This window comes from Natronococcus sp. JC468 (genome assembly GCF_012163165.1).
In the GTDB taxonomy this organism is placed as follows: domain Archaea; phylum Halobacteriota; class Halobacteria; order Halobacteriales; family Natrialbaceae; genus Natronococcus; species Natronococcus jeotgali.
The window spans coordinates 154,290-178,166 of the sequence record NZ_JAAVUO010000001.1 but is presented as its reverse complement, the minus strand read 5'-3'; the positions used below and the strand labels follow the sequence as shown (position 1 = coordinate 178,166).

Sequence of the window (23,877 nt, the reverse complement as noted above, 5' to 3'; positions counted from 1 at the left end):
TCGAGACGGCTACCGGGGACTGGACCGTCCGGTTCGGCGGTCGTCGTCGCCCGCGTCTTGGTCGTCGCGGTCGTCGCGGCCATCGCCTTCGGCGGGTGGTCGCTCGTCGTCGTAGACGTCGACGTGGTGGACCGCGCTCGGCGAGAGCAGGCGATCGCCCTCGAGCTCGAGCCAACCGTTGGCGTGGACGACCACCGGTCCCTCGTAGAGGGGCTCGTCGCTCTCGCGGTCCTCGTAGACGACGGCCTCGTGGTAGGCTCGCGTGAGAGGGTTCAACCCGTCGGAGAGGATCGATTCGTTCGAAACCGGCGGTGGAAACATATCCGGAACGTGACCGAGAGACGACATAAATCGATCGGCGGTCGCGGGACCGTAACTGATTCACTCCGTGGTACGACTAGGTAATACATGGTCGAGCAGATTCTGTGCTACCGGGCGCCGACGACGGTCGTCGACGTGGACGCGATCGCGGACTGGCTCGAGGACCGCGTCGAGGCGTCGGTGTCGGTCCGGGATCGGTTTCTCGACGTCCACCGCGACGGGAAACTCGCCGAACGGTTCGCCGAGGCGCGGGTCACCTCGCCGTACGACCGCGAGACCGGGAACACGATGCTGGGAACGGTCCGCTACGAGGAACGCGCCCTCGAGCGCCCCGAGAGCGAGGGGGGCGTGCTCTACGACGGCAAGCAGGTCCAGCGGGCGTTAAACAGCGCGCTGCCGCCCGAGGAGCGCGGACTCGAGACGCTGCACGTCGCCGTCCTCGATCGGGCGATCGGGACCTGGGGCGACCACGACGGGCGCTGGCACAAGCGGGTGAGCATCCTCGGCCAGCCGGCGCTGCTCTCCGTGCCGGGGCTCTACGAGGCGCCCGCCAAGCCCGAGGAATACTACAAGGAGAAACAGCGCCACTCGCTGCTGTCGGGCGACGCCCCGCCACGGGAGGTCCTCGAGAACCGCGTCGAGGGCGAGTTCCTGGTCGAGAACGACCCGCGGACGACCGAGGCGCTGAAGGGGTACGCGCTGCAGGCGTCCGACTTCCTCGAGACGGGCGAGCCGTTTTGCGACCGCGAGGGGTGTCGGCTCTTCGACGCCCACTACCACGGGGACCTGATCGCGGCCCAGCTCCGCGAGCCCGAGTTCTGCAGCGAGCACGCGCGGCGGTACGACCGGGCGTGAGCCGGACTCGCGGTCCGCTACTCGGCCGCGGGAAGGGTAAACGTGAACGTCGTTCCCTCGTCGGGCTCGGAGTCGACGGTGATCTCGCCGCCGTGGCGCTCGACGACGCGCCGACACAGCGCCAGCCCGATCCCCGTCCCGTCGTGTTCGTCGCGGCTGTGGAGTCGCTGGAACACCTCGAAGACGCGCTCCTGTTGCTCGGGATCGATGCCGATTCCCTCGTCCCGGACCGCGATCCGCCACCTCGAGCCGTCGCGCTCGGCGTCGATTCGGACCCGCGGGGGGTCGTCGCCGCTGTACTCGATCGCGTTCTCGAGCAGGTTCTGAAACACCTGCCGGAGTTGCCCCTCGTCGCCCTCGATCCGGGGCAGCGACGCGGTCGTGATCTCGGCGCCGCTCTCCTCGATCCGGAGCCGGAGATCGGCGAGGACGTCCTCGAGGACGGCGTCCAGATCCACGGGTTCGAAGGGGTCGCCCTGTGTTTCGACCCGGGAGTACGCCAGCAGGCCGTCGATCATCTCGCGCATCCGTTCGGCGCCGTCGACCGCGTACTCGATGAACTCCTCGCCGTCCGCGTCGAGTTCCTCGGCGTACCGGTCCTCGAGGAGCTGAAGGTAGCTGGTAATCATCCGCAACGGCTCTTGGAGGTCGTGACTCGCCGCGTACGCGAACTGCTCTAACCGCTCGTTCGAGGCCTCGAGCTTGCGCTGGTACTCCCGGCGCTCGGTCACGTCCTGGACGACGAGCATCCCTTGCCGGGCCGAGCCGGTCGTTCTGACGGGGATCGTGTGCGCCCACAGCTCCCGCCCGGCGTAGCTCACCTCGAACGTGTTCTCCTCGCCCTCGAGCGCGGCCTCGAAGTACGGCTCGACGGTTTCGACGATCTCGTCGGGATAGCGCTCGTAGATCGTTTTCCCGACTGCACTCTCCCGATCGATGCCGAGGTCGGCGATGAGGTTGCCGCCGGCGGCCGTATACCGCAGGTCGTCGTCGAACAGCGCGACGACGCCGTTCGGGAAGTTCTCGGCGAGGGTCCGGTACCGTTGCTCGCTCTCCTCGAGCCTGCGGCGATACCCCCGACGTTCGGTGACGTCCGTCTGCGTGAGCACCCCGCGGACGACTTCGCCGCTCTCGTCCGTGATGGGCATCCCGTGAACGAGCACCGTACGTCGCTCCCCGTCGGCGGCCTCGATCTCGATAACGTCGGGATCGAGGATGGTCTCGCCCTCGAGGACGCGGCTCATCGTCCACTCCTCGGGCTCGATCGGCTCGCCGGTGTCGGCCCACCAGCCGTCGTAGCGCTCGTAGTCGGCGACGGTCTCGGCGTCGAAGACGTCGCCGCCCCAGATCTCCGCGGCGGCGTCGTTGGCCTCGACCAGCCGTCCATCGGCCTCCGCGACCACGACCCCGACCGGGAGCACCTCGAACAGCGTCTCGAGCTGGCGCCGTTGCTCCGCGAGTTGGCGCTCGACCCGCTTTCGTTCCGTAATGTCGACCAGCGCGCCGGGGAACGTAACCGGGTTTCCGTCGGCGTCGCACTCGACGCGGCCGCGGGCGACCACCCACCGGAACTCGCCGTCGGCGTCGCGGACGCGGTACTCCGCCTCGTACTCCCCGCAGCTCTCGAGGGCGGCCTCGATCCTGCGTTCGACCCGCTCGCGGTCGTCCTCGTGGATCGAGTCGACGAACGCCTCGAGGGCTACCCCTTCCCGGGCCGCGTCGGGATCGATTCCGAACTGCTGTGCGAACGCGGCGCCCGTGACGAGTCGATCGTCCACGACGTGCCACTCCCACGTGCCGACCGCACCCGCCTCCGTCGCTGCCTCGAGCTGGGCCTTCGCCTCTCGGAGGGACCGTTCGCGGTCCCGCCGATCGGTGACGTCCTGGGCCATCGCCATCCCGGAGACGACGCTCTCGTCGTCGGTCACCGGAACCGTATGGACTCGCCAGTTCCGACCCGCGTACTCGAGTTCGACCGTGCTCTCCGCCCCCTCGAGCGTCGCCCGCAGCTTCGGCTCCAGCGCGTCGGCGACGGCTCCGTCCCCGATCTCCCGGACGTGTTTCCCCTCGAGGTCGTCGGCCTCTATCGGGAGGTTCTCGAACGCCCGGCCGGCCGCGAGCGCGAACTCGAGGTCGTCGTCGAACAGCGCGACGATCCCGTTCGGGAACGACTCGGCCAGCGTCCGGTAGCGCCGTTCGGAGCGCTCGAGGTCGCGCTCGCGTTCCGTGCGCTCGGTGACGTCGCGGAAGTACACCGACAGCCCCGTCTCGGAGGGGTAGGCTCGCACCTCGAACCAGCTGTCCAGCGGCTCCGGATAGTACTCCTCGAACGTGACCGCTTCCGCCTCGGCCATCGCGTGCTCGTAGCGGGGTTTGAACTCCCGGCGCTCCGCCTCCGGGAACGCCGCCCAGACGGGTTTCCCGAGCAGCTGCCGGCCGTCGGGGTTGATCAGCTCCTCGGCGCGGTCGTTGAGGTAGGTGAACTCCCAGTCCTCGTCGAGCGCGAAAAAGGCGTCCGAGATTCGACCGTGGATCTCCTCGAGTTCGGAGCGCCGGTGCTCGCTCTCGATCGCCGACGCCAGCACGTTCGCGACGCTTTTGACGAAGTTCGCGTCGTAGGGCGTGAACGCGCGCGTCTCGGTTGCGTGCACGCCCAGCACCCCCCACGGCTCCTCGGGCGAGCCGACGACGACGCTGATCCCGCTGACGACGCCGTGGTCGACGAGCAGGTCGGGACCCGAAAAGCGCTCCTCGCCGCGCAGGTCGTCGACGACGACGGGCTCCTCCGACAGCAGCGTGTACCCCGCCTGCGAGTCCGTATCGGTGGGGACTGTCGCCGAGCCGATCAGTCCCGCCCGCCAGCCGACGCCCGCTCTGAGCACGAGCGCGTCGTCGGAACGCAGTTCGAGCACCTTCGCGTACTCGGCCTCGAGCGTGTCGGCGACGGCGGTCGACGCCTCCCGGAACAGCCGATCAAGGTCGTCCGCCTCGAGCGCGCGCTGACCGAGGTCGGCGACGACCTCCTGCTGTCGTATCCGACGCCGGAGCGCCGCGTCCGTCTCGGGAGCCGAATCCATGATAACCTCGCTACTAGCGTGGTGTGCGTAAGCCCTTCTATTTGCGGCCTCCCCGATCCCGCCGACGATCGGTCGCGGTGCCCGCACGAACCGGTGTCTACTTCTATCCGACTCCTGAAAAACCGACGATGAGCGAGGAGTTTACGAGGGAGGTCCCCGTCCGGTTCCGCGATCTCGACCCGCTGAACCACGTCAACCACGCCGTCTACGCGAGCTACCTCGAGTCGGTCCGGATCGACTACATCGAGGCGGTGCTGGGCCAGCGGCTGCGCGAGCTGTCGTTCGTGATCGCGAACCTTGAGCTCTCCTACCGACGGCCGATCGAGTACGGCGACGAGCCCGTCGTCGCGCTGTGGGTGACCGACCTCGGTGAGACGAGCTGTACGATGGCTTACGAGATCCGGGTCGACAGCGAGGTCGCCGCGACCGCCGAGACCGTGATGGTCCACACCGACGGCGAGACCGGAAAACCGGCGCCGATCGACGAGGACGTCCGCGAACGGATCCGCGAGTACGAGGGGCTCGAAACGCCGACCTAAGCGCCGTCGCCGATTCTGCCACCTGTCAGCCGAACGACGCCGAAGATGTGCGTCTCGTCGGCGACCGCCCGCGATCGCTCCCGGAGCCTGGCGTGGGCCGCGTCGATCTTCGCGTCGAGGCGCAGGTGGGGGTCGTCGTCGTAGCGCAGCTTCGTCGTCGGCGGCGTCGACAGGACGACGATCGCCCGGAAGACGGCGTTGACGGGCGGGGCGTACCACGCGTCGCTCCGAGCGGCGTTGGCCAGTACGACGTGGCCGTCGGGACCGACGAGGTCGCACCAGTCGTCGACCGCCCCCGCGGGGTCCTCGAGCATGCCGACGACGAACGTCGCGAGGACGGCGTCGACGTCTCCGCGGACGGGCGGTCGGGTCGCGTCGCCGCGGACGACGTGGACGTTGTCGTACGCCGCGGTGAGCTCGCGGGCCCGCTCGAGGACCGGTCCGGTGAAGTCGATCCCGATCACGGTCCCCTCGGGACCGACCTGCTCCCGGAGGGAGGGGAGGTTCGCGCCCGTGCCACAGCCCATCTCGACGACGGTGTCCCCGGGCTCGAGCCGGCAGGCGGCCGCGGCCCGCCGACGGAGCGCCGGGACGCCGGGCGTTCGGCGCGCGATCAGGTCGTAGAGCCGGGCCCAGCGGCCGTAGAACTCCCGTGCGTCCTCGCCGCTCGTGCTCGCCGACATGTTAGAGGAGCGCCCGGACGCTGTCGGCGACCGACTCCGCGTCGGACCCGAGCACGTAGATCAGCGGTTCGATTCCCATCCCGCCGGTCTGGTAGAGCACCGTCGCCGACGGCTGGTCGTCGATGGCCGCGCCGACGCTTTCGTCGACGTCCCCCGACTCGTCGAACTCGGCGGTGACGTGGCCCCGCTCGGACAGTTCCTCGAGCAGGTCCGGGTCGTAGGCGACGTTGATCGCCGCCGCGGCGTCGGACCCGTGGTGACGCGCCGAGAGCAACACCGTCGCGACGTGCTCGGAGACGCCGAACTCCGGGCTCGTGGGGACCGTCGCCCGCCCCTTCACGTCGAAGATCCGGCCCGGGACGCCCGCGACGTCGTCGACGCCCTCGGCGTCGGGCGTGCAGGCGACGAGGTTCGAGCCGACCGCGGGGATCAGGGTCGCAAAGCCGCTGGCGTTCTCGAGGATGCCCAGCCCGCGCCGCAGCGAGGACAGCACCCGCTCGCTGGTCCGGAGCTCGCTCTCGGGGTCGTGCACCCGGAAACTCGAGCCGTGGTCGGCCAGCTCGGGGACGGCCTCCTCGTGGAGCTGGGCGAGCAGGTCGCTGCCGCCCTCGAGCTCGCGGATCAGCACCTCAGTCTCGATTAGCGCCTGCACGGGCGTCATGTCGCCGTCGGCCAGTCCCTCGCCGAGCTCGTCGACGAGGGCGGTGACCCGCTCGTCGTCGGCGATGCGGTCGTTGACCGTCACGTCCCCGTGGGCGTACTTCGAGACGGCGCTCTGACTGATCCCCAGCACCGTCGCGACCTCGCTCTGGGTGAGTCCCCGCTCCCGGAGCTCGCCGGCCAGCAGCGAGCGGAAGGTCGGCAGGAACTCGTCGACGACGATCTCTTCGACGAATTGCATCTCGTGAGTGGGCAGACGCGCGCCGCGGAAATAACTTCCCAGGTCGGTCGACGGACGATCGACGAGACCGACGGCGCCGCGTCGCGGACGATTTATCCCGTCGTCGACGAAACCCTCACCCGATGACCGACCAATCCATCGGGCTCGTGATCGGTTCCGGGGTCGCGACGTTCCTGATCGTCGGCGTCGCCGTCGGCGAACTCCTCGGCCACCAGTTCGGCATCACCCCGCTCGTCGGGGTCCCCGTCGGCGGACTCGCCGGCGCCGTCGCGGTCGCCAGCGTCGCGACCGGGCTCGCCGAGTCGACTCCGCCCCGCCAGCGCCGGCTGACCGGGGGGTTCGCCGGGTTCACGATCGGGTTCGCGATCGGCACCGCGCTGGCTGGCGCCGTCCTCAGCTTCGATCTCAGCTCGGCGGTCGCGATCGGCGCGGCCGTCGGGATCGTGCTGGGGGTCGTCGCCGCCGATCGGGTCTAGTCCTCGCGCTCGAGCTGGTCGCCGCCGAACTCGTCGTCGCTCTGGATGCGCGAGGCCTGGGGGCCGCGCTGATCCTGATACTTCGAGCCCCGGTCGCTCCCGTAGGGTCGTTCCGCAGCCGTTTTGAGTTCGGTGAAGGTGAGCTGGGAGATCCGCATTCCGGGGGTCAGGGCGACGGGCGCGGTCCCGAGGTTCGAGAGCTCGAGGGTGATCTGCCCGCGGTACCCGGGGTCGCAAAGCCCCGCTGTGGCATGGACTACCACAGCAAGTCGTCCCAGAGAAGAGCGACCCTCGACGTGAGCGATCAGGTCGGCGGGGATCTCGACGCGTTCGTGGGTCGTCCCCAGCACGAAATCGCCCGGATGGAGGATAAAGTCGTCGCCGTCGTCGACGACAGTCTCGGTGACGTACTCGTCGACCTCGTGTTCGGCGTCGGGGTGGATACAGGAGATGTTCGTCCGCTGGAACTCGAGGAACTCCCGGCCCAGTCGCAGGTCGACGCTGGCGGGCTGGATCTGCAGTTCGGGATCGTCGAGGGGGTCGACGACGAGGTCGCCGTCCTCGAGGCGTCTGAGAATATCGGCGTCGGAGAGGATCATAGGCGAGCCGACGAACGGTGTGGGTGTAAACGGTTCGACTTCGGTCGACTCGAGGGACGCGGGCTTTCGCCGCGGCTATAGGGATCGGTCCCGTTCGCTCGGGTATGAAACAGGCCATCGTCGCCCGTACGGACATCGGAATGGGACAGGGGAAACTCGCCGCGCAGGTCGCCCACGCCTCCTTATCGGCTTACGAGAAGGCCGACAAGCGAACCCGCGATCGGTGGAAGTCGGGCGGCCAGAAGAAGGTCGTCCTCAAAGGGGAGAGCGAACGACAGCTCCACGAGCTCTCCGAAATCGCGGAGAGTCGCGGCCTGCCCAACGCCGTGATCCGCGACGCGGGTCACACCCAGCTCGAGTCGGGTACCGTCACCGCGCTGGCGGTCGGGCCGGGCGACGAGGACGTCGTCGACCGCGTCACGGGCGAACTTTCCCTGTTCTGACTGGATCGCCGGCTCGAAAACCCCTTTTCGGCTGGAGCCCGTCGATCGGGTATGACCGACGACCCCCACGGCGGACAACCGATCGAGCGGGCCGGGGCCGACCTCGAGGAGGCAGCTGCGGCGGTCGTCCTCGTCCACGGCCGCGGCGCCCGAGCGCGAGGCATGCTCGGGATCGCCGACGAGATCGGCCGCGACGACGTCGCCTACCTCGCCCCGCAGGCGGCACGACGGACCTGGTACCCCGAGTCCTTTCTCGCCGAGATCGAGTCGAACCAGCCCCACCTCGAGTCGGCGCTCGGGCTGCTCGAGGACGTCCTCGAGGAGGTGACGACCGACGACGGCGACGGGAGCGTCCCCCTCGAACGGACGGTGGTGCTCGGGTTCTCCCAGGGCGGCTGTCTCGCGACGGAGTACGCCGCCCGGAACGCCGACCGCTACGGCGGCGTCGTCGCCCTGAGCGGCGGCCTGATCGGGCCCGAGGGGACGCCGCGGGAGTACGAGGGCTCGATGGACGGGACGCCCGTCTTCGTGGGCTGTGGCGATCGGGACCCCCACATCCCCGTCGAGCGCGTCGCGGAGACCGCCCGCGTCTTCGAGGACCTCGAGGCCGACGTCGAGAAACGGATCTACGAGGGCGTCGGCCACACGGTGCTCGCGGACGAACTCGAGTACGTCCGCGGGCTCGTCGCCGACGTCGCCGGGCGACCTGGTACGGACGGTTAGTTTCTTATATACCAACTGCTGATCCAAAACAACGGGGTGCGGTATTGATCACTGCAGGGGCGGTAGGTACCGGAAACGATGAACGCTCGGTGTCCGGAGTGCAGCGACGGTCTGGGAGAGCTGGTCGGAAAGAGACGGGACGACGGCGACGTCTCGGCGGACTTCGAGTGTCCGGGCTGTGGCCACGAGTGGAACGTTACGCTGTAGCGGCCCGGGAATCGGCGGCTGCATCGCCGGCCCTTGAGAACGAACCGATTTATCCGCGGCGTTCGAACCGTCGTCAACGAGCATGCGCCCAGCCCACCCTACAGAGCAGGCCGTCGGGATCGACCGCTACGTCAGCGACGCCGACGGCGTCGGCGGCCGCCTCCGCACCGCGGACGACCACTTCCGCGTGCGCGAACTCGAGCGCTTCGACACCGAGTCCCTCGAGGCTTCGACCGACGCCTACCCTCACCTCGTCTTCCGGGCGACGCTGCGGGGGTGGGACACGAACGACTTCGCCTCCCGCGTTTCGGACGCACTGGGGATCTCCCGCGAGCGCGTGAACTGGGCGGGCACGAAGGACAAGTACGCCGTGACCACCCAGCTGTTCTCGGTCTACGGCGCCGAACCGGCGGACCTGCCCGACGTCGACGGCGCAGACCTCGAGGTGCTGGGTCGGGCGGGACGGAACCTCGAGTTCGGCGACCTGGCGGGCAACGGCTTCGAGATCGTCGTCGGCGACCCGGAGCGCCCGGAAAACGCCGAGACGATCACCGACGAGTTGTGCGAGTTCGGCGGGCTCGAGGGCCGACGGGACGGAGACGGGGGCGAGGAGACGGCGACGCCGATCGGCGTCCCCAACTTCTTCGGCCAGCAGCGGTTCGGCAGCCGGCGCCCGGTCACTCACAAGGTGGGCCTCGAGATCGTCCGCGAGAACTGGGAGGGCGCCGTGATGGCCTACCTGGGGAACCCAACCGACGCGGAGCCCGAGGGGACGCAGGAAGCGCGGGCGTTCGTCGACCGCGAACTCCGACGGAGTTCGGATTCTTCGAGCGGGGAGCGACGCGACCCGGGAGAGGAGACGAGAGACTGGCAGGCGGCCCTCGAGCGGATCCCGAACCGCCTGCGCTACGAGCGCTCGATGTGTCACGCGCTGGCCGAGTGCGACGGGGAACCCGGTCCCGAGGAGTTCCGGACGGCCCTCGAGCGGGTGCCCTCGAACCTCCAGCGGCTGTTCGTCCACGCCGCGCAGTCCTACGCCTTCAACCGAATGCTGAGCGAGCGCCTCGAGCGCGGGCTCCCGTTCGATCGGCCCGTCGCGGGCGACGTCGTCTGCTTCTCCGATTCGGACGCTCCCGACGAACTCGTACTCCCCGACACCGATCGCCTCCAGCGGGTCGACGAGCGTCGCGTCGACGCCGTTACCCGCCACTGCGAGCGCGGCCGAGCGTTCGTCACCGCGCCGCTGGTCGGCACCGACACGGAACTGGCCGACGGCGAGCAAGGCGAGATCGAACGCGACGTGCTCGAGGAACTGGCCCTCGAGCCCGGGGACTTCGACCTGCCGGGGGAGTTCCACTCGACGGGAACCCGCCGGGCGATCCTGGTTCGGACGGACCTGGGGCTCGAGCGCGAGCCGCTGACGCTTTCCTTTTCCCTGCCGAAGGGGTCGTATGCGACGGTCGTCGCGCGGGAGTACCTGAAGGTCGATCCCGTCGACCTGGGCTGACTCCTCGACGGCCCCGCCGGAATCGGCCGGTCGCGCCTGACAGGCTTTTGTCCGCTCGAGCCCTCCCTCGAGTATGCGAAGCGAACGCCTGCAGCGGGAGATCGACGACCTCGTCGCGCGGGGGTGGACGATCGAGGACGAGGGCCGAGACAGGGTCGTCATGGTCGACCGGGAGTTCGGATCGGTCGGCTCCCACGTCCTGGTCGCGGTCCTGACGATCTGGTGGACGATGGGGATCGGGAACGTCCTCTGGGGGGCGTACAACTACGTCGCGAACTCCCGGCGCCAGGTCCTCTGGGAGGGGCGAACTCGGTGTCCGTCCTGCGGGGCCGACGCCGGCGAGGACGCGGCCTACTGTCCGTCCTGCGGGACCGACCTCGAGACCGCGGCGGCGGAGCCCGGACCGACGTGTCCGAACTGCGGGGCGGTCGCCGACGAGGGGGCGCGGTACTGTCGGGCCTGCGGAACCGAGCTGCCCGCCGGGTCGTAGGCTGGGCGAAAACGCGGCCGTTTTACACGCGCCCCGCGAACCGCGGGTATGGAGTGTCGCCACTGTGGCTCGCCCCTCGAGAAACCCGGCGACTTCTGTCTGCGCTGTCGGGAGGAGAACACCGCGGCAATCGTGCTCGAGGCGGACCGCGAGCGGGCGACGCTGACGATGCTAGCCGAGGAGGACGCCGACGATCCCGTGATCGCCGAGACGACGATCACCACCACGCCCGAAGACGGCGAGAACGAGGTCGTCGAACTGCGGAACTTCGCGGGGCTGCTGGCCGACGAGATCCGACGCAAGCGTCCCGACGAGGTCTACGCCGGCGGCGAACGGGACGTCGTGCGCGCGGTCAGACGCGACGTCCACCACCCCTTCTACCGGATCGACGACGACGATGCCGTCGAGGCGGTCCTCGAGCGCCGGGGGAATCGGGCGCTCGAGGTCGTCGAGACCCCGCCCGCCGAGAAGATCGGCGGCAGCCACTCGACGCTGATCGGCGGCCGAACCGGGATGCGGGCGATCCGAACCGTCGCGGGCCACCCCCACGTCAAGAAGGTCATCCCGGGGCCGATCGACGCGGGCGGGAAGGGCTCGCAGTCGGGGCTGCGAGCGAAGGTGACCCGCGCCGACGACGGCGGCAACGTCCGGATGCTCATCCGGAACGGCTCGAGCGTTCAGGAAAACAGGATCGTCACGACCGCCCCGAACCGGGAACTCGGCGAGCGGATCCGCGCCGATCTCAACGACGTCCTGACCGACGCGGAGTTTCAGTGAGCGCTCGCATCCCTCGTTCGGCCCTCGAGTAGGGAGATCAGTGTCGTCGCTCCGAGGAAGCGACAGGCGCTGCTGGTTCTCGGGCCCTTATCAGGGCGAGTGTAATTAGATATAATTAGCCATGCTCGAGCGAGCCGATGCGGTCCTGGCTGCGATCCCGCTGCTCGCGGTGAGCGGTCTCGCCCTCCGGACGGCGATCGCGGTTTCGGGGGTCGGAACGGGACTCCTCGCCGCGCCGCTGGCCCCGGTCGGTCCGTTCGCGGCGCTCGCGTTCGTCTTTCGCGAACTGGTCGCCGGCCCCGTCGCCGAGCGCTCCGCGGACGAGTAGTCGCGACTCAACAGGTTTAAGAATCCAGTAGCGATAGGTAGCGGTACTATGGGTAATCAAGAAGTCGGCAGCGCGGGCCGTTTTGGCGCACGCTACGGTCGCGTCGCTCGGCGCCGCGTCAGCGAGATCGAAGACGACATGGAAAACGCCGAGGTCGACGGGGACAGCGTCACCCGCGTCGGTACCGGCATCTGGAAGAACGAGGAAACCGGCGAGGTCTTCACCGGCGGCGCCTTCCGACCGGAGACCCCCGCGGGTCGCACCGTTCAGCGCTCGATTCGCGCCGCGCTGGCCGAGGACGAATAACGCCCTCTCGCTCGCTACGCATGAGTTACAAGTGCTCCCGCTGTAAACGCGACGTCCAGCTCGACGAGTACGGCGGCGTTCGGTGCCCCTACTGCGGCCACCGCGTCCTCCTGAAGGAACGCAGCCGCGACGTCAAGGAAGTCGGCGTCCGGTAGCGAACCGTGGCCGCCCACGGCGCGACTCTCGAGTTCGAGTACGACGGGCCGGCTCGAGCCCGCATCGTCGCCGACTCGGTCGCCCGCGAGGTCGGCGAGATCGACGACGAGCGCTCGAAGACGGCGATCGGTCGCGAGGACGCCGTCGTTCGCATTGAGATCGAGGCCGCCGATCCGGTCGCGCTCCGCGCGGCGTTGAACACCTGGCTCTCGCTGATCGACGTCGCCGAACGGGCCGCGGACGTCGGCGACGGAATCGGCCGGAAGACGGGAACGTAGCAGTCGTCGGCCGATTACTTTTCACCGCGGTCCTCGAGGACGCTACTATGAGCGACGCGCGACGCCGCCTCCTGCTGGCGGGCGGAACGATCGGGTTCGGGTTCGGCGCCGCCATCGACACGGTGGTCTTTCACCTAACCTTTCAGACCCACCACCTCCTCTCGGGGTTCTACGATCCGTACAGCCTCGACGGCCTGCGGACGAACGTGATGTTCGACGGGCTGTTTCTGGTGTCGAACTTCGCGATCATGATCGTCGGCTTCGCCCTGCTCTGGCGACTCGTCAACGGCGCCGACCGTCGGTTCTCGACGCGGTCCCTCGCGGGGGCGATCGTCGTCGGAGCGGGCGTGTTCAACGTCTTCGACGGGGTCGTCGACCACTACGTGCTCGACTTGCACAACGTCGTCCACGGCACCGAGGCGTGGAATCCGCCGTGGGTCGTCATAAGCGTCGTCATGCTCGCCGTCGGATACGTCTTGCTCCGGGGCGCGGACGACTATGCGGCCCGAACCGGCTGATCGCGCTCGCCGCCAACCGTCGACTACTCGAGGGCGACTCCGACCGTCGCGGGCTCGAGGTCGAAAAACGCCGTCTCGTACCCCTCGTGGCGCGAGAGCTGCGGCGCCGCGTCGACGATCACGGCCAGTTTCGGGGCGGCCTCGAGAACCGTTCGGTCGACCGCGGCGCCGTAGTGGTGGCCGCGATCGGCCTCGAGACGCTCTTCGAGAGCCGTCCGCTCCCCGAACTCCGCTTCCCGAACCGGCGCGACCGACAGCCCCGCAAACGGGACCGAGAACCCGTTGTATCGGGTGCGTGCGGTCGCGACGACGTCGGCCTCGCCGCCCGGCCCGTCGACGCCGACGCCGAACTCGAGGTCGCCGCTGCGGGCGGTACCGAGCCACGCGTCGACGGTATCCTCGAGCGCCGGTTCTCGGCCGTCCCCGTGGCCGTCAGCGCCGCCGTGATCGCCGTGGTCGTCGCGGCCGTGCCCCGACCCGCGATCGTGGGCCATCGGCTCGACTGCGCCCGGCTCGCCGCGGCCCTCGTCCTCGTCGATCAGCCGGCGCCCGAGCGACTCGATCTCCGCGGCCGCGTACTCGAACTCGACGTCGACGGTCCGGGACCGCTCGAGGCGGTCGGCGATCGCGCCGGCGGTTTCGACCCTCGTCGGTTCGATCCGGACCGTCGCGACGTGGGGACCGTCCTCGCCGAGCGCGGCGTTGTCGCCGTAGTGAAACCCCATCCGCTGGGAGAGCATCGGCCAGAGGGTGCGCTCCTCGACCAGCTCCCCGCGGCTGCGGATCGTCGTCGACACCGACGTCGGAACCGCGAGTCCGGTCTCGAGATCGGTGACCGTCGCCATCAGGTGGACGGCGTGGTGGTCCCGAACGTCCGCGCGCGCCCGTTCCGCGTCGGTCACCGTCCAGAAGGAATGCGGCTGGGTCGCCGTCAGCGTCACCGCCAGGCCGTCGGCGGTCGCGGTCCCGAAGGTGGCCATCTCGTCGACCTTCGGGGGGACGTAGACTCCCTCGGGAGGGTCGACGACGAGCTCGCGCCAGGCGTCCTCGCGCTCGAGGGCGTCGAGACAGCCCGCCGACAGCGACAGCGAGAGGGCGCCGGCCGTGAGCACGTCTCGGCGTCGCATTGCCGGACACAGGCCGACGGGCGGGATAGGCGTCACGGTTGCAGCCTCAACGGAGCGCGTCGGTTCGCGATCGAACGACAAAGCTTGGCTTTATCAGTCCGGAGGGCGACGGTCGAGACATGCAAGGAAACCTGCCGCCGGAAGCACAGGAGAAGATCGAGCAGCTCCAGGGTCTTCAGGAGACCGCACAGGAAGTCGCCGTCCAGAAACAGCAGGCCGAGACCAACCTCGAGGAGGCCGAGAGCGCCCTCGACGAGCTCGACAACATCGACGAGGACACCACGATGTACCGAAACGTCGGCGAGCTGTTCGTCGAGACCGACTACGACACGGCCGAGGACGACCTCGAGGAGAAGGTCGACTCCCTCGAGATCCGCCTCGAGACCCTCGAGAAGCAGGAGGAGCGCGTCCAGGAGCAGTTCGAGGGCCTACAGGACGAGCTCGAGGAGCTGCTCGGCGGCGCGGGCGGCGGCATGGGCGGCCCGGCCGGTCCGGGCGGTCCCGGCGCCGGCGGCGCGTAAATGCCAAACGAGGAGCCGACCGACGAGGAGATCGTCCAGACCGCCTCCGACGCGGCGGAGGGGCTGATCTTCTCCCGGTACAAACAGTCCAACGTCCGCGACTGCGACGTCACGGTCAGCTTCGAGGACGGCGTCCTCGAGGTCGACGTCTACCTCAACGCTCCCGAGGGCGCGGCCGACCCCGATCAGGTCGCCGACGACGCGGCCCTCGCCGCGCGCGAGGCCGTCGACGAGCTGTTCGCGGAGTGACGTTCGGACCGATTCTTTCGACCGTCGAACCGGCACAGCGCCCCGCTTCGCGCGATCCGTGCCACCTCACCGCACGTCCAACCGAGTAGCGGGTCGCCTGCGAACGGCCGCGTTCGCCGACCGCCGTCCTCGCGCGTAGCCGCGGGCACGGCGCCTCCTCAACGGCCCGGACACGCCTTCAGCAGGTGCTCGCGGTAGATCGGCGCGGGAACGCGCGAGCCGCAGCACTCGCACTCGAGTCGCTCCGCGTCGGGGCGGTCGGCGTCGGGTCGGTCTGCCACGGGCGGTCGTACCCGCTCCGGGACGGTAGTCGTTTCGCCGCCGACCGAACGGTTATTCAGCCCGCGTCCCCGACCGTCCGTCGTGAACCTCTCGATCGTCGATCTGGCGCCCGTACGGGACGGGGAGAGCGCGACCGAAGCCTACGAGCACACGACCGAACTCGCTCGAGTCGCCGAGGAGCTGGGCTACGAGCGGTTCTGGGTGGCCGAACACCACGGGCTGGCCGACTCGATCGCCAGCACCACGCCCGAGGTGCTGATCGCCCACCTCGCCGCCAACACCGACGAGATCCGGGTGGGCTCCGGGACGGTCCTGTTGAACCACTACAGCCCGTTCAAGGTCGCCGAGACGTTCGCCTCGCTGGACGGGCTGGCGCCCGGCCGGGTCGACCTCGGGCTGGGTCGCGCGACGGGGATGCCCGAAGTCGACCGCGCGCTCGGCACCGAGCGCAGAAAGCGCAACCCCGACCGGGATCACGCCGAGAAGATCGAGGCCGCCGCGAGCCACCTCTACGACGGCTTCGAGGCGGGCCACCCCTACGCCGACATCCAGCTTCCGCGTTCGGACGGCGACGTCCCCGAGATCTGGGTGCTCGGCTCGAGCCCCTCGAGCGCCGAGATCGCCGGCGAGCTCGGGCTGCGGTACTGTTTCGCGGCGTTCATCCGACCACAGCTCGCCGAACGGGCCTTCGAGGTCTATCGAAACACCTTCGAGCCCTCCGCGTTCGGCGCCGGTCCCGACGAGCCGACGGGGATGCTCGCGGTAAACGCCGTCTGTGCGGAAACCGACGAGGAGGCGGCTCGCCTCCGCTCGACGGCCGAAGCCTCGTACAAGCGGATGCAACGCGGGGTCGTCGGCTCGTTGCCGCCGGTCGAGGAGGCCATCGACGAACTCGGCGGCGTTCCCGAGCCGACGCCGAACCCGCTCCCGGACGGTGAGTGGCCTCGCTCGATTTCGGGGAGTCCGGAGACGATGCGGGACCTGCTCGAGGGGCTCACCGACCGGGTCGGCGTCGACGACGTGATCGTCCAGAACCTCATCGCGGACCACGACGCGGTGCTCCGATCGCACGAGCTGCTCGCGGAGGCGGCCGCCCTCGAGAACGCGGGCTGAGCGGGCGGCGTTACCAGTGGGCCAGCACGTTGAACAGGTCGACGCCGACCGCGAACGGTAGCAGTACCAGCGTCGCCGCGTACACGAGTCCGACCAGCAAGGTATCCCGGGTGCTTCGATCCGGGAAATCGTCGGACGACAGCGAGTAGTGCACCGCGCTGAGCAGCTTCGTCGTTTCTTCGAACACCTGTTCGGTTCTGTTCATCGTCGGCGCTCACCCCCGTGACGGGATCTCATAACGACACTCACGACGGTATCGACGGTCGATCAAGATAACTGTATCTATTACAGTGCGGATTCCCGAGAGAACTCCCGCAGTTCGGATCCGCCGACGGAGCGCACCGCGAGGGGGTCGAACCGCGGCCGCGAGATCACTCGCCGAAGACGGAATCGAAGAACTTCCGCTCGGAGGTCCGCAGGTGCTGGTTGAATGTCGCGGGCGAGATACCGAGGCGGTCGGCGATCTCCTCGCCGGTGCTCTCGCGGGGCCAGTCGAAGTAGCCCGCGAAGTAGGCCGTCTCGAGGGCGGCGCGCTGTTTCTCCGTGAGGTCGCTCTCGAGGACCGACTCCGAACCCGACTCCGAGCGGTCGCCGCGCTCGGTCGTCCGCTGGGCGAGGTAGGTGACGTCGGAGCGGTGTTCCTTGAGCAATTCGATCATCTGGCGGGTGTCCCGGCCGCGGGGGAGTTCGACGACGAACCGGAACTCCCCGTCGTCGATCGTCGCCGACTCGACCCGGCCGCCGTGGGTGGCGATCGTCTCGAACAGCGAGACGGCGGTGGGGGCGACGAGTTCGAACTCGAAGTAGTTCTTCCGGGCCGAGAGGACCCGCGCCTCGTCGAGTCCGTCGGTCTCCTCGATCGTCTCGAGGAACGTCTCCTGGTCGACGTCGGTCGCCGACCCGTAGACCAGCAGCGTCTCGTCGCCGTGGATCATCCGGTCGAACCGGATCGTACACGACTCGGCCGTCGAGAGGGCGATGAGTTCGGGGGCCATCTCCTCGATGCGGAACTCGAGTTCGATGACGGCGTCGCTGACCAGCGCGTCCTTGCGCTCGATGGCGGTGATCGCGTGAGCGATGACGTCGCCGATCCGCGAGAGGATCGTCGCCTCGGCGTCGGTAAACGAGCGGGGCGACTCCGAGTAGACGTTCAACACGCCGTAGACGAGGTCCTCGTGGACGATCGGGATCGCGATCGACGACCGGTAGCCCCGGTCGCTCGCGGCGTCGCGCCAGGGGTCGAACGTCTCGTCGGTCCGGGTGTCGTCGGCGACCTGAACCTCGCCAGTTCGGATCGCGGTCCCGGCCGGGCCCTGCCCTTGCTCGTCGTCCTGGTCGGCGGAGACCTCGATCTCCTCGAGGTAGCCGTCCTCGACGCCGGCCGCCGCCGCCGGTTCGATCCGGTCGCTACCGGGGTTGACGCTGCCGAGCCAGGCGAACCGGTAGCCGTCGTCCTCGACGAGGCGGTCGCAGACCTCCTGTTCGAGCTCCGCGCGAGTCTCGGTCGTGATCACCGCGTGGGTGATGTCGTTGCCGATCCGGTTGAGCCGGTTGAGCGCCTCGAGCTGTTCGCGCTGGCGGCGGCGCTGTCGTTCCTGGTGGGCCCGCTCGATCGCGTGGTGGATCGTCCGGATCAGCAACTCGTCGGTGACCTCGTCCTTGACGAGGAAGTCCTGGGCGCCGCTTTGAATCGCCTGCACGCCGACCTCCTGGTCGCTGACGCCGGTGAAGACGACGATCGGTGCCTCGGCGGCGACGTCGCTGACCGTCTCGAGGGTGTCGAGCCCGCGGCTGTCCGGAAGGTTGAGATCGAGCAGGACGAGATCGGGCGGCGAGGACGACAGCGTCTCGAGGCCGTCCTCGAGGCGATCCTCGTGGATCACCGTCGGCGCCTGGCTCGTCGACTCGTCGGGGTTGACCCGCTGGGTGAGTTCGGTCGCGTCCCGGAGCATCTCCTGGATCAGCCGGGCGTCGCCGGGGTTGTCCTCGATCAACAGCAACTCGAGGGTGCCGCCGACGTCGGCGTCGTCGGCCGCTCCGGAGACGGCGTCGTTCATCGGTCGTCACCCTCCGGCGGGAGCCGAACCACGGAGAACCAGAACTTCTCGAAGGCCCGGACGGTCTCGATGAACTCGTCGGGATCGACCGGTTTCGTCAGGTAGGCGTTGGCGTGGAGCTCGTAGGATCTGGCGATGTCCTCCTCGGCTCGCGAACTCGTCAGGACGATCACCGGGATCGACTGCAGTTCGGGGTCGTCCTTGAGCTCGGCGAGGACCTCCTCGCCATCCTTGCGCGGGAGATTGAGATCGAGCAAGATGAGATCGGGTCGCGGGGCGTCCTCGTACTCGCCTCGCTGGTGGAGAAAATCCAACGCGTCGCTCCCGTCCGAAACGGTGTGCAGGTCGTTGTCGATCCGACCCTGCTTGAACGCCTCTCGGGTAAGACGGACGTCGCCCGGATTGTCCTCGACCAGGAGCAGCTGGGCCGGTTCGGGAGTGTACTGTCCTGACTCGCTCATTGCCGTTCGGTTCGTGCTCGACGGTCGTCTCTGCTTCGGTTTCGCGGGGGGAGGGCTCGATCCGACGCGGCCCGCGAGGACCAGCGCCGGTCGGCGTCCGGCGTCGCGGAACCCGCCGCGAGACTGCGGCGGGCACAACTGTTCGGAGACAAGGTTACCTGTCCCGTTATCGGTGGAGACAGATATACGTGCGGGCTGCATGGGCGCATCCACCCGCGTTCGAAACCGGGCGCACTCGTCGGCCACACCTGGACCGGTCGGGAGCGCGGTCGTCGCGGCGACGGCGAGACCGAGAACCGGTTCCGTATCGTGGGATGCGATGTATCGCCGTCTCGAGACCCGACCGGACCGTCGGGTGCAACCGTGCCGTCGCTGCACACGGGCCGGGGCGGAAACCCGACGTTCCTCGCTCGCGTCGCCTCGGTCGCCACCCGGGAGTCGACGCTCTCGAGGTCCGGGCTCGTCGGGGATCACGAACAGCGCGGGTGCGGAACCTGCTTCGATCACGGCGAGGAGGACCCCTCCGGCGGCGCTGCGATTTGGCAACGCACGCACCCACGATCCGAGACGGAACGGAGAGTGCGGGTTCCGAACCCGTCGGGGCTCGCGGCCGGTTTCGATCGCGAGAGACGAACGGCGGGCGGCGTCGCTGAAAGCGCGACTCGAGAACGACCCGCGCTCGGTAGCTCGAGAGAGATAAATCATACACCGCGATAGCAAACGTAACGCCGGTTCGACGGGAACCCGTCGAGGGAGCGGCCACGGTGTCGGCTAGTGGTTTCATACCGGTCCCGTTCGTACGGTCGCCCATGGACGAGATCTCACTCGGCGTACCGGAACCGCTGCTCGACCGACTCCCGGAGGAGGACGACGCCGCCGCGGCCGATATGCAGGAGGCGGTTGGCGGGTGGGAGCAACAGCTCAACCGCGTCCTCGAGGAGTCCGCGGACGAACGCGAGGCCGCGGGCCGCGTCCTCGAGTCGATCGACCGCTTCGAGGAGCGCTACCGGACCTACGACGAACTGGTTCCCGAGCTGCGGGCGTGGGGACAGTCGCCGATCTACGCGATCGCGTGGCGGACGCTGTACGCCGACGTCGTCGCCCAACTGTACGAGCACGACGACCTCGGCGAGCACTTAGAACAGGAGCGAAACGCGCGGCTGGTCGAGGACGGAATTCGGCTGCAGGACCTCTAGGAAGGGCGGATCTCGCCCTCGAGCCCGCCTCGGCTGGGCGTCCCACAAGGGCTTTCACCCGGGCCTCGCTACCTGCAGGTGTGGCAGCGACCGACGACTCCCGCCAGCCGCTTGACCTGACGACGCGTCTCCGCCGCCGCGTGCTCCCGACCGTGCACCGCATCAAGGAGCCGCTGGGCGGGTTCGCGACCTGCACCCAACACCCCGACGAGTACGTCGGCACCGTCGACCGGACCGTCTCGGAGTTCCGGACGGATCTCGAGGCGATGTCGTTTACCCCCGAACCCGTCGCCTCGCTGAAGGTCCACCGCGACGGCCGCCTCTCGGCGGGCAGCTGGGTGCGTCGGCGGTCGCCGCTCTCGAGCCGGCAGCTCCACGTCGCCCTGTTCAGAGCGGGCGGCGAGCGCCTCGAGGTGTTCGCCCACAGCGAGTACTCCTGGCTTCGCCACCCCTACAGACACTACACCGCCGAGGGGTGGGATACCGAGGCCGGCGTTCGCCGGATGCGGTCGCTGCTGTCGGCCCGCGGCGTCGCCTTCTCGATCGAGTGACCGTCGGCGGAACCGATTTGTCCGCGGCCGGGAAACCCTCGCTCGATGGCCGACACCGTCGCCGCGTTCACGGACCTCTACCGTCCGACGGTAAACGGCGTCGCCTCGACCGTCGCGCTCTGGCGCGAGCGGTGGGGTCGTCGCCGGGGCTCGATGGACGTCGTCTTTCCCGAAACGGAGGGGTACGTTCCCGAGAGCGGGGAGTACGCGGTTCCGAGCGTCGAGGCGCCGCTGTACCCGCGGTACCGCCTCGGGCGCCCGATCGCTCCGGAGGGCGTTCCGGTTCCCGACGTCGTCCACGTTCACACTCCCTTTACCGTCGGCGTCGCGGGCGTTCGGTTCGCCCGGGCGAACGGCGTTCCCGTCGTCGCCTCCTACCACACGATCCTCGACGAGCGCGTCTCGGATCGGGTTCCTGACCTCCTGGTTGAACCGGGACGGCGGCTCTGCCGGGCCTACGAGCGGGCGTTTTTCGCCCGCGCCGACCGCGTCGTCGTGCCGACGTCGTTCGCCCGCCGCCACCTCCTCGAGTCGGTCGGCGCGGACGCCGACGTCGCCGTCGTCTCGAACGGGATCGACACCGACCGCTTCCGGCCGACCGACTCCGAACCCCTCCGGGACCGCTACGGGCTTCCCGACGGACCGCTGCTCGGTTACACGGGACGCCACGGCCCCGAGAAGCGACTCGAGGAGGCGCTCGACGCCGTCGCCGGGACCGACCACACCCTGGTGCTGGCCGGCGACGGTCCCGCCCGGGAGAACCTGGAGGCCCGCGCGGCGGAGACGAACGCCGACGTCCGCTTTCTCGGCTTCCTCGAGCACGCGGAGCTGCCGGCGTTCTATTCGGTCCTCGACGCGTTCGTCTTCCCGAGCCCGGTCGAAACCCAGGGGCTGGTCGCGCTCGAGGCGACGGCCTGCGGGACGCCCGTCGTGGCCGCTGACGCGGGCGCGCTCGTCGACAGCGTCATCGAGGGCGAGACGGGCTACCGCTACGAGCCGGGCGACCTCGAGGCGTTCCGGCGGGCGATCCGCCGAACGCTCGCCGAGAGCGATCGCCTGTCGGACCTCTGTCGGCGCCGTCGCGCGATGCTCTCGGTCGAACACTCCCTCGAGCAGCTGGCGCGGGTCTACGAGGACGTGCGTCGGTAATCGGTACGCGAACGCACCCCAAGCGTTCAAATCCCGTGGCTCGGTAGAACGGGTATGGAGTTCGCCGTCTCCCGACAGGGAACGACGCTCGTCACGTTGCACGGAGGAAGCGATACGACCGCCCGCGAGGACGCGGTCGCCCAGCTCGAGGAGACGTTCGAGTCGCTCGCGGCCGAGGGACCGCTCGTCGACTGGGCGATCGAGGACGCGACGGTCCGGGAACACCCGACCGCGCCGTTCGATCCGTACACGATCGCCGTCGCGTTCGACGTCGTCGTTACCGTGGAAGCGGCGGACGCCGAGGAGGCAGGCGAACGCGGCGCCGAGGCGATCGACGCGGCGCTTTCCGAGGCGGGGGTCGAGTCGGTCACCTACCGGTCCTCACCGACGGCGTCGGCCTGAGAGGACCGCCGTCCCGGGTTCTCGACGCAGCCGCGATCCGGACCGCGGTCGCACCGGGACCGACGGAGACTGTCGGTGCGAGAGCCGGACTTATGGTCTCGGCCTCCGACCACCCCGTATGGAACTCGATCTGCGATTCTTCGCAACCTTTCGCGAGGCGGTCGGCCAGAAGGAGCGGACGTCCTCGTTCGAGAACGGGGCGACGGTCGGCGACGTCTTGGGCGAACTCGAGTCCGAGTACGACGGCCTCGAGGGACAGTTGCTCGAGGACGGGGCGATCCGCCCCCAGCTGAGCGTGTTGAAAAACGGCCGCGACGTCGTTCACATGGACGGTCCCGACACCGACCTCGAGGACGGCGATACGCTGTCGGTGTTCCCCCCGGTCGCCGGGGGGTGACCGACCCGACGCGGCCGGGAAATCGGGGACGGTTTCGAGAGGGACTTATACGCCGTTCCCCGAGTCTCGAGTGGTGATGGAGACCGATTCCGAGACGGACTCGAGCGACGGCGACGCCGTCGGGAACGGCGACGCGGCCGGCGATCGCGGCGCCGAACCCGTGACCTTCGGCCGGGAGGGGATCCGCGAAGGGCTGATCACCTGCGTTCCCGTCGCCGTCGGCGTCGGCGGCTACGGGGTGGCCTTCGGCGTGCTTGCCGACCAGGTCGGGTTGAGCGTCGCCGAGGCCGCGCTGATGAGCGCCGTCGTCGTCGCCGGCGCCTCCCAGATCGTCGCCGTCGAGCTGTGGGCCGACCCGATTCCGATCGCCGCGATCGTGATCACGACGTTCGCGATCAACCTGCGGTACTCCCTGATGGGGGCGGCGCTCCAGCCCTGGTTCAAGCGGCTCTCGGCCGCGAAGGCCTACGGCAGTCTGTTTTTTATGGCCGACGAGAACTGGGCGCTGACGATGCGGGACTTCCGGGCGGGAAACAGGCGCGGCGCCTTCCTGCTCGGCAGCGGGATCGCGGTCTGGACCTTCTGGGTCGGCTCGACGGTCGTCGGCGTCCTCGCGGGCGGGGCGATCGGCGAGCCCGCACGGTACGGGTTCGACTTCGTCCTCGCGGCGGTGTTTCTCGCGCTCGCGGCCGAGCTCTGGGAGGGCCGCTCGTCGCTGGTCCCGTGGCTGGCGTCGCTTGGCACCGCGCTGGTCGCCGCCGAACTGTTCCCGGGTCGGTGGTACATCCTGCTGGGCGGGTTCGCCGCCGCGCTCGCGGAGGTGATCCGCCGTGGTCGGTGACGCGCTCTCGCTCGAGCCCGTCGTCGTCGGCGTCGTCCTCGCGATGGCGGTCGTCACCTACGCGACCAAGACCGGGGGGCTCTGGCTGCTCAATCGGATCGAGACGAGCGAGCGCCTCGAGGCCGCCCTCTCGGTGCTGCCCGGCGCGATCGTGATCGCCGTCCTCGGACCGGAGCTGGCGTCGGGCGGACCCGCCGAGTGGAGCGCGGGCGTCCTCGTGGTCGCGGTGATGTGGCGCACCGAGAGCATCCTGCTGGCGCTGTGTACGGGGGTCGCCTCGGTCGTTTTGCTCAGGGGACTACTCTGAACCGCGAGGATGCGTTTATTTTCCCGGCGGTCCAACGGAG

The 23,877-nt window shown here is 69.2% G+C and carries 34 protein-coding genes; 24 read left to right on the top strand and 10 right to left on the bottom strand.

Translation table 11 applies throughout. The features are described from left to right. Nucleotides 1-9: 9 nt before the first annotated feature. On the bottom strand, nucleotides 10-321 hold the full coding sequence (locus GWG54_RS01025; RefSeq protein ID WP_167936003.1) for a hypothetical protein: 312 nt from the start codon (nucleotides 319-321) through the stop codon (nucleotides 10-12). An 87-nt stretch (nucleotides 322-408) separates the two neighbouring features. On the opposite strand from GWG54_RS01025, the gene GWG54_RS01020 reads away from it, so the two are divergent. Beyond that, nucleotides 409-1,176 (top strand): DUF7001 family protein, encoded by a 768-nt coding sequence (locus tag GWG54_RS01020; RefSeq protein ID WP_167936002.1) that lies wholly within the window; start codon nucleotides 409-411, stop codon nucleotides 1,174-1,176. Between the two features lie 17 nt (nucleotides 1,177-1,193). Here GWG54_RS01020 and GWG54_RS01015 read toward each other — a convergent pair whose 3' ends face one another. Beyond that, on the bottom strand, nucleotides 1,194-4,253 hold the full coding sequence (locus tag GWG54_RS01015; protein WP_167936001.1) for a PAS domain-containing protein: 3,060 nt from the start codon (nucleotides 4,251-4,253) through the stop codon (nucleotides 1,194-1,196). Between the two features lie 128 nt (nucleotides 4,254-4,381). Between GWG54_RS01015 and GWG54_RS01010 the strand changes: the two genes are divergently transcribed. Beyond that, complete coding sequence (locus GWG54_RS01010; RefSeq protein ID WP_167936087.1) at nucleotides 4,382-4,792, top strand: thioesterase family protein; 411 nt, start codon at nucleotides 4,382-4,384, stop codon at nucleotides 4,790-4,792. On the opposite strand, the gene GWG54_RS01005 is transcribed toward GWG54_RS01010, so the two are convergent. Both GWG54_RS01005 and GWG54_RS01000 read right to left on the bottom strand, forming a co-directional pair. Further along, the gene (locus GWG54_RS01005; RefSeq protein WP_167936000.1) at nucleotides 4,789-5,475 is read right to left on the bottom strand and encodes a class I SAM-dependent methyltransferase; all 687 of its coding nucleotides are present in this window, start codon (nucleotides 5,473-5,475) and stop codon (nucleotides 4,789-4,791) included. The two genes, GWG54_RS01010 and GWG54_RS01005, sit on opposite strands and share 4 nt — an antisense overlap. Before the next feature lies 1 nt (nucleotide 5,476). Next, nucleotides 5,477-6,376 (bottom strand): thiamine-phosphate synthase family protein, encoded by a 900-nt coding sequence (locus GWG54_RS01000; protein ID WP_167935999.1) that lies wholly within the window; start codon nucleotides 6,374-6,376, stop codon nucleotides 5,477-5,479. A gap of 122 nt (nucleotides 6,377-6,498) precedes the next feature. Between GWG54_RS01000 and GWG54_RS00995 the strand changes: the two genes are divergently transcribed. Continuing rightward, the gene (locus tag GWG54_RS00995; protein WP_167935998.1) at nucleotides 6,499-6,852 is read left to right on the top strand and encodes a hypothetical protein; all 354 of its coding nucleotides are present in this window, start codon (nucleotides 6,499-6,501) and stop codon (nucleotides 6,850-6,852) included. Here the strand turns inward: GWG54_RS00995 and dcd are convergent. Next, nucleotides 6,849-7,451 (bottom strand): dCTP deaminase, encoded by a 603-nt coding sequence (dcd, locus tag GWG54_RS00990; RefSeq protein ID WP_167935997.1) that lies wholly within the window; start codon nucleotides 7,449-7,451, stop codon nucleotides 6,849-6,851. The genes GWG54_RS00995 and dcd overlap by 4 nt on opposite strands. 104 nt (nucleotides 7,452-7,555) lie before the next feature. On the opposite strand from dcd, the gene pth2 reads away from it, so the two are divergent. From pth2 to GWG54_RS00940, 11 genes are all read left to right on the top strand, one after another. Next, nucleotides 7,556-7,894, top strand: a complete 339-nt coding sequence (pth2, locus tag GWG54_RS00985; protein WP_167935996.1) for a peptidyl-tRNA hydrolase Pth2 — start codon at nucleotides 7,556-7,558, stop codon at nucleotides 7,892-7,894. A 51-nt stretch (nucleotides 7,895-7,945) separates the two neighbouring features. Continuing rightward, the gene (locus GWG54_RS00980) at nucleotides 7,946-8,617 is read left to right on the top strand and encodes an alpha/beta hydrolase (protein WP_167935995.1); all 672 of its coding nucleotides are present in this window, start codon (nucleotides 7,946-7,948) and stop codon (nucleotides 8,615-8,617) included. A gap of 78 nt (nucleotides 8,618-8,695) precedes the next feature. Continuing rightward, nucleotides 8,696-8,824 (top strand): hypothetical protein, encoded by a 129-nt coding sequence (locus GWG54_RS21120; RefSeq protein ID WP_280842081.1) that lies wholly within the window; start codon nucleotides 8,696-8,698, stop codon nucleotides 8,822-8,824. 82 nt (nucleotides 8,825-8,906) lie between these two features. Continuing rightward, a complete protein-coding gene (gene truD / locus GWG54_RS00975; protein WP_167935994.1) occupies nucleotides 8,907-10,331 on the top strand; it encodes a tRNA pseudouridine(13) synthase TruD in 1,425 nt (474 codons plus the stop codon). 73 nt (nucleotides 10,332-10,404) lie between these two features. Further along, on the top strand, nucleotides 10,405-10,821 hold the full coding sequence (locus GWG54_RS00970; RefSeq protein ID WP_167935993.1) for a zinc ribbon domain-containing protein: 417 nt from the start codon (nucleotides 10,405-10,407) through the stop codon (nucleotides 10,819-10,821). 48 nt (nucleotides 10,822-10,869) lie between these two features. Next, nucleotides 10,870-11,598: a DUF2103 domain-containing protein gene (locus GWG54_RS00965; RefSeq protein WP_167935992.1), complete on the top strand. Its 729-nt coding sequence runs from the start codon at nucleotides 10,870-10,872 to the stop codon at nucleotides 11,596-11,598. A gap of 121 nt (nucleotides 11,599-11,719) precedes the next feature. Beyond that, complete coding sequence (locus tag GWG54_RS00960; protein ID WP_167935991.1) at nucleotides 11,720-11,926, top strand: hypothetical protein; 207 nt, start codon at nucleotides 11,720-11,722, stop codon at nucleotides 11,924-11,926. A 48-nt stretch (nucleotides 11,927-11,974) separates the two neighbouring features. Next, entirely contained in the window at nucleotides 11,975-12,232 is a 258-nt protein-coding gene (locus GWG54_RS00955) for a 50S ribosomal protein L37 (RefSeq protein WP_049893229.1), read from the top strand. 20 nt (nucleotides 12,233-12,252) lie between these two features. Beyond that, nucleotides 12,253-12,387: a DNA-directed RNA polymerase subunit P gene (locus tag GWG54_RS00950; protein ID WP_008427306.1), complete on the top strand. Its 135-nt coding sequence runs from the start codon at nucleotides 12,253-12,255 to the stop codon at nucleotides 12,385-12,387. 6 nt (nucleotides 12,388-12,393) lie between these two features. Next, nucleotides 12,394-12,666 carry a KEOPS complex subunit Pcc1 gene (locus GWG54_RS00945; RefSeq protein WP_167935990.1) on the top strand — a complete coding sequence of 91 codons (273 nt, stop codon included), beginning with the start codon at nucleotides 12,394-12,396 and terminating at the stop codon, nucleotides 12,664-12,666. A 47-nt stretch (nucleotides 12,667-12,713) separates the two neighbouring features. Further along, entirely contained in the window at nucleotides 12,714-13,184 is a 471-nt protein-coding gene (locus tag GWG54_RS00940) for a DUF2243 domain-containing protein (protein ID WP_167935989.1), read from the top strand. Between the two features lie 23 nt (nucleotides 13,185-13,207). Here the strand turns inward: GWG54_RS00940 and GWG54_RS00935 are convergent, their stop codons facing one another. Continuing rightward, nucleotides 13,208-14,311, bottom strand: a complete 1,104-nt coding sequence (locus tag GWG54_RS00935; RefSeq protein ID WP_167935988.1) for a hypothetical protein — start codon at nucleotides 14,309-14,311, stop codon at nucleotides 13,208-13,210. Between the two features lie 119 nt (nucleotides 14,312-14,430). Between GWG54_RS00935 and GWG54_RS00930 the strand changes: the two genes are divergently transcribed. Both GWG54_RS00930 and GWG54_RS00925 read left to right on the top strand, forming a co-directional pair. Further along, nucleotides 14,431-14,832 carry a prefoldin subunit beta gene (locus tag GWG54_RS00930; RefSeq protein ID WP_167935987.1) on the top strand — a complete coding sequence of 134 codons (402 nt, stop codon included), beginning with the start codon at nucleotides 14,431-14,433 and terminating at the stop codon, nucleotides 14,830-14,832. After that, nucleotides 14,833-15,081, top strand: a complete 249-nt coding sequence (locus GWG54_RS00925; RefSeq protein ID WP_167935986.1) for a DUF3194 domain-containing protein — start codon at nucleotides 14,833-14,835, stop codon at nucleotides 15,079-15,081. 158 nt (nucleotides 15,082-15,239) lie between these two features. Here GWG54_RS00925 and GWG54_RS21115 read toward each other — a convergent pair whose 3' ends face one another. Next, nucleotides 15,240-15,362, bottom strand: coding sequence for a hypothetical protein (locus tag GWG54_RS21115; RefSeq protein WP_280842080.1), 123 nt, complete (start codon nucleotides 15,360-15,362; stop codon nucleotides 15,240-15,242). Nucleotides 15,363-15,444: 82 nt separating this feature from the next. Here GWG54_RS21115 and GWG54_RS00920 point away from each other — a divergent pair, with 82 nt between their 5' ends. Beyond that, on the top strand, nucleotides 15,445-16,476 hold the full coding sequence (locus GWG54_RS00920) for an LLM class flavin-dependent oxidoreductase (protein WP_167935985.1): 1,032 nt from the start codon (nucleotides 15,445-15,447) through the stop codon (nucleotides 16,474-16,476). A 10-nt stretch (nucleotides 16,477-16,486) separates the two neighbouring features. Here the strand turns inward: GWG54_RS00920 and GWG54_RS00915 are convergent, their stop codons facing one another. From GWG54_RS00915 to GWG54_RS00905, 3 genes are all read right to left on the bottom strand, one after another. Beyond that, nucleotides 16,487-16,681, bottom strand: a complete 195-nt coding sequence (locus tag GWG54_RS00915) for a hypothetical protein (protein ID WP_167935984.1) — start codon at nucleotides 16,679-16,681, stop codon at nucleotides 16,487-16,489. Nucleotides 16,682-16,847: 166 nt separating this feature from the next. Then, entirely contained in the window at nucleotides 16,848-18,533 is a 1,686-nt protein-coding gene (locus GWG54_RS00910; RefSeq protein ID WP_167935983.1) for a bacterio-opsin activator domain-containing protein, read from the bottom strand. After that, nucleotides 18,530-18,994, bottom strand: coding sequence for a response regulator (locus tag GWG54_RS00905; protein WP_167935982.1), 465 nt, complete (start codon nucleotides 18,992-18,994; stop codon nucleotides 18,530-18,532). The genes GWG54_RS00910 and GWG54_RS00905 overlap by 4 nt, the downstream gene beginning before the upstream one ends. A gap of 809 nt (nucleotides 18,995-19,803) precedes the next feature. Here GWG54_RS00905 and GWG54_RS00900 point away from each other — a divergent pair. From GWG54_RS00900 to GWG54_RS00870, 7 genes are all read left to right on the top strand, one after another. Then, the gene (locus GWG54_RS00900) at nucleotides 19,804-20,190 is read left to right on the top strand and encodes a hypothetical protein (RefSeq protein WP_167935981.1); all 387 of its coding nucleotides are present in this window, start codon (nucleotides 19,804-19,806) and stop codon (nucleotides 20,188-20,190) included. A gap of 80 nt (nucleotides 20,191-20,270) precedes the next feature. Continuing rightward, nucleotides 20,271-20,741 (top strand): hypothetical protein, encoded by a 471-nt coding sequence (locus tag GWG54_RS00895; protein WP_167935980.1) that lies wholly within the window; start codon nucleotides 20,271-20,273, stop codon nucleotides 20,739-20,741. A 45-nt stretch (nucleotides 20,742-20,786) separates the two neighbouring features. Further along, entirely contained in the window at nucleotides 20,787-21,890 is a 1,104-nt protein-coding gene (locus GWG54_RS00890) for a glycosyltransferase (RefSeq protein ID WP_167935979.1), read from the top strand. 54 nt (nucleotides 21,891-21,944) lie between these two features. Continuing rightward, on the top strand, nucleotides 21,945-22,292 hold the full coding sequence (locus GWG54_RS00885; protein WP_167935978.1) for a hypothetical protein: 348 nt from the start codon (nucleotides 21,945-21,947) through the stop codon (nucleotides 22,290-22,292). 118 nt (nucleotides 22,293-22,410) lie between these two features. After that, nucleotides 22,411-22,689: a ubiquitin-like small modifier protein 1 gene (locus tag GWG54_RS00880; protein WP_167935977.1), complete on the top strand. Its 279-nt coding sequence runs from the start codon at nucleotides 22,411-22,413 to the stop codon at nucleotides 22,687-22,689. 76 nt (nucleotides 22,690-22,765) lie between these two features. Beyond that, nucleotides 22,766-23,530, top strand: coding sequence for an AzlC family ABC transporter permease (locus GWG54_RS00875; protein ID WP_167935976.1), 765 nt, complete (start codon nucleotides 22,766-22,768; stop codon nucleotides 23,528-23,530). Next, entirely contained in the window at nucleotides 23,520-23,837 is a 318-nt protein-coding gene (locus GWG54_RS00870; RefSeq protein WP_167935975.1) for an AzlD domain-containing protein, read from the top strand. The genes GWG54_RS00875 and GWG54_RS00870 overlap by 11 nt, the downstream gene beginning before the upstream one ends. Nucleotides 23,838-23,877 lie beyond the last annotated feature (40 nt).

Coding starts and splice junctions, on each gene's coding strand:
- GWG54_RS01025 (WP_167936003.1), bottom strand. CDS start 321: ATGTTTCCACCGCCGGTTTCGAACGAATCGATCCTCTCCGACGGGTTG.
- GWG54_RS01020 (WP_167936002.1), top strand. CDS start 409: ATGGTCGAGCAGATTCTGTGCTACCGGGCGCCGACGACGGTCGTCGAC.
- GWG54_RS01015 (WP_167936001.1), bottom strand. CDS start 4,253: ATGGATTCGGCTCCCGAGACGGACGCGGCGCTCCGGCGTCGGATACGA.
- GWG54_RS01010 (WP_167936087.1), top strand. CDS start 4,382: ATGAGCGAGGAGTTTACGAGGGAGGTCCCCGTCCGGTTCCGCGATCTC.
- GWG54_RS01005 (WP_167936000.1), bottom strand. CDS start 5,475: ATGTCGGCGAGCACGAGCGGCGAGGACGCACGGGAGTTCTACGGCCGC.
- GWG54_RS01000 (WP_167935999.1), bottom strand. CDS start 6,376: ATGCAATTCGTCGAAGAGATCGTCGTCGACGAGTTCCTGCCGACCTTC.
- GWG54_RS00995 (WP_167935998.1), top strand. CDS start 6,499: ATGACCGACCAATCCATCGGGCTCGTGATCGGTTCCGGGGTCGCGACG.
- dcd (WP_167935997.1), bottom strand. CDS start 7,451: ATGATCCTCTCCGACGCCGATATTCTCAGACGCCTCGAGGACGGCGAC.
- pth2 (WP_167935996.1), top strand. CDS start 7,556: ATGAAACAGGCCATCGTCGCCCGTACGGACATCGGAATGGGACAGGGG.
- GWG54_RS00980 (WP_167935995.1), top strand. CDS start 7,946: ATGACCGACGACCCCCACGGCGGACAACCGATCGAGCGGGCCGGGGCC.
- GWG54_RS21120 (WP_280842081.1), top strand. CDS start 8,696: ATGAACGCTCGGTGTCCGGAGTGCAGCGACGGTCTGGGAGAGCTGGTC.
- truD (WP_167935994.1), top strand. CDS start 8,907: ATGCGCCCAGCCCACCCTACAGAGCAGGCCGTCGGGATCGACCGCTAC.
- GWG54_RS00970 (WP_167935993.1), top strand. CDS start 10,405: ATGCGAAGCGAACGCCTGCAGCGGGAGATCGACGACCTCGTCGCGCGG.
- GWG54_RS00965 (WP_167935992.1), top strand. CDS start 10,870: ATGGAGTGTCGCCACTGTGGCTCGCCCCTCGAGAAACCCGGCGACTTC.
- GWG54_RS00960 (WP_167935991.1), top strand. CDS start 11,720: ATGCTCGAGCGAGCCGATGCGGTCCTGGCTGCGATCCCGCTGCTCGCG.
- GWG54_RS00955 (WP_049893229.1), top strand. CDS start 11,975: ATGGGTAATCAAGAAGTCGGCAGCGCGGGCCGTTTTGGCGCACGCTAC.
- GWG54_RS00950 (WP_008427306.1), top strand. CDS start 12,253: ATGAGTTACAAGTGCTCCCGCTGTAAACGCGACGTCCAGCTCGACGAG.
- GWG54_RS00940 (WP_167935989.1), top strand. CDS start 12,714: ATGAGCGACGCGCGACGCCGCCTCCTGCTGGCGGGCGGAACGATCGGG.
- GWG54_RS00935 (WP_167935988.1), bottom strand. CDS start 14,311: ATGCGACGCCGAGACGTGCTCACGGCCGGCGCCCTCTCGCTGTCGCTG.
- GWG54_RS00930 (WP_167935987.1), top strand. CDS start 14,431: ATGCAAGGAAACCTGCCGCCGGAAGCACAGGAGAAGATCGAGCAGCTC.
- GWG54_RS00925 (WP_167935986.1), top strand. CDS start 14,833: ATGCCAAACGAGGAGCCGACCGACGAGGAGATCGTCCAGACCGCCTCC.
- GWG54_RS00915 (WP_167935984.1), bottom strand. CDS start 16,681: ATGAACAGAACCGAACAGGTGTTCGAAGAAACGACGAAGCTGCTCAGC.
- GWG54_RS00910 (WP_167935983.1), bottom strand. CDS start 18,533: ATGAACGACGCCGTCTCCGGAGCGGCCGACGACGCCGACGTCGGCGGC.
- GWG54_RS00905 (WP_167935982.1), bottom strand. CDS start 18,994: ATGAGCGAGTCAGGACAGTACACTCCCGAACCGGCCCAGCTGCTCCTG.
- GWG54_RS00900 (WP_167935981.1), top strand. CDS start 19,804: ATGGACGAGATCTCACTCGGCGTACCGGAACCGCTGCTCGACCGACTC.
- GWG54_RS00890 (WP_167935979.1), top strand. CDS start 20,787: ATGGCCGACACCGTCGCCGCGTTCACGGACCTCTACCGTCCGACGGTA.
- GWG54_RS00885 (WP_167935978.1), top strand. CDS start 21,945: ATGGAGTTCGCCGTCTCCCGACAGGGAACGACGCTCGTCACGTTGCAC.
- GWG54_RS00880 (WP_167935977.1), top strand. CDS start 22,411: ATGGAACTCGATCTGCGATTCTTCGCAACCTTTCGCGAGGCGGTCGGC.
- GWG54_RS00875 (WP_167935976.1), top strand. CDS start 22,766: ATGGAGACCGATTCCGAGACGGACTCGAGCGACGGCGACGCCGTCGGG.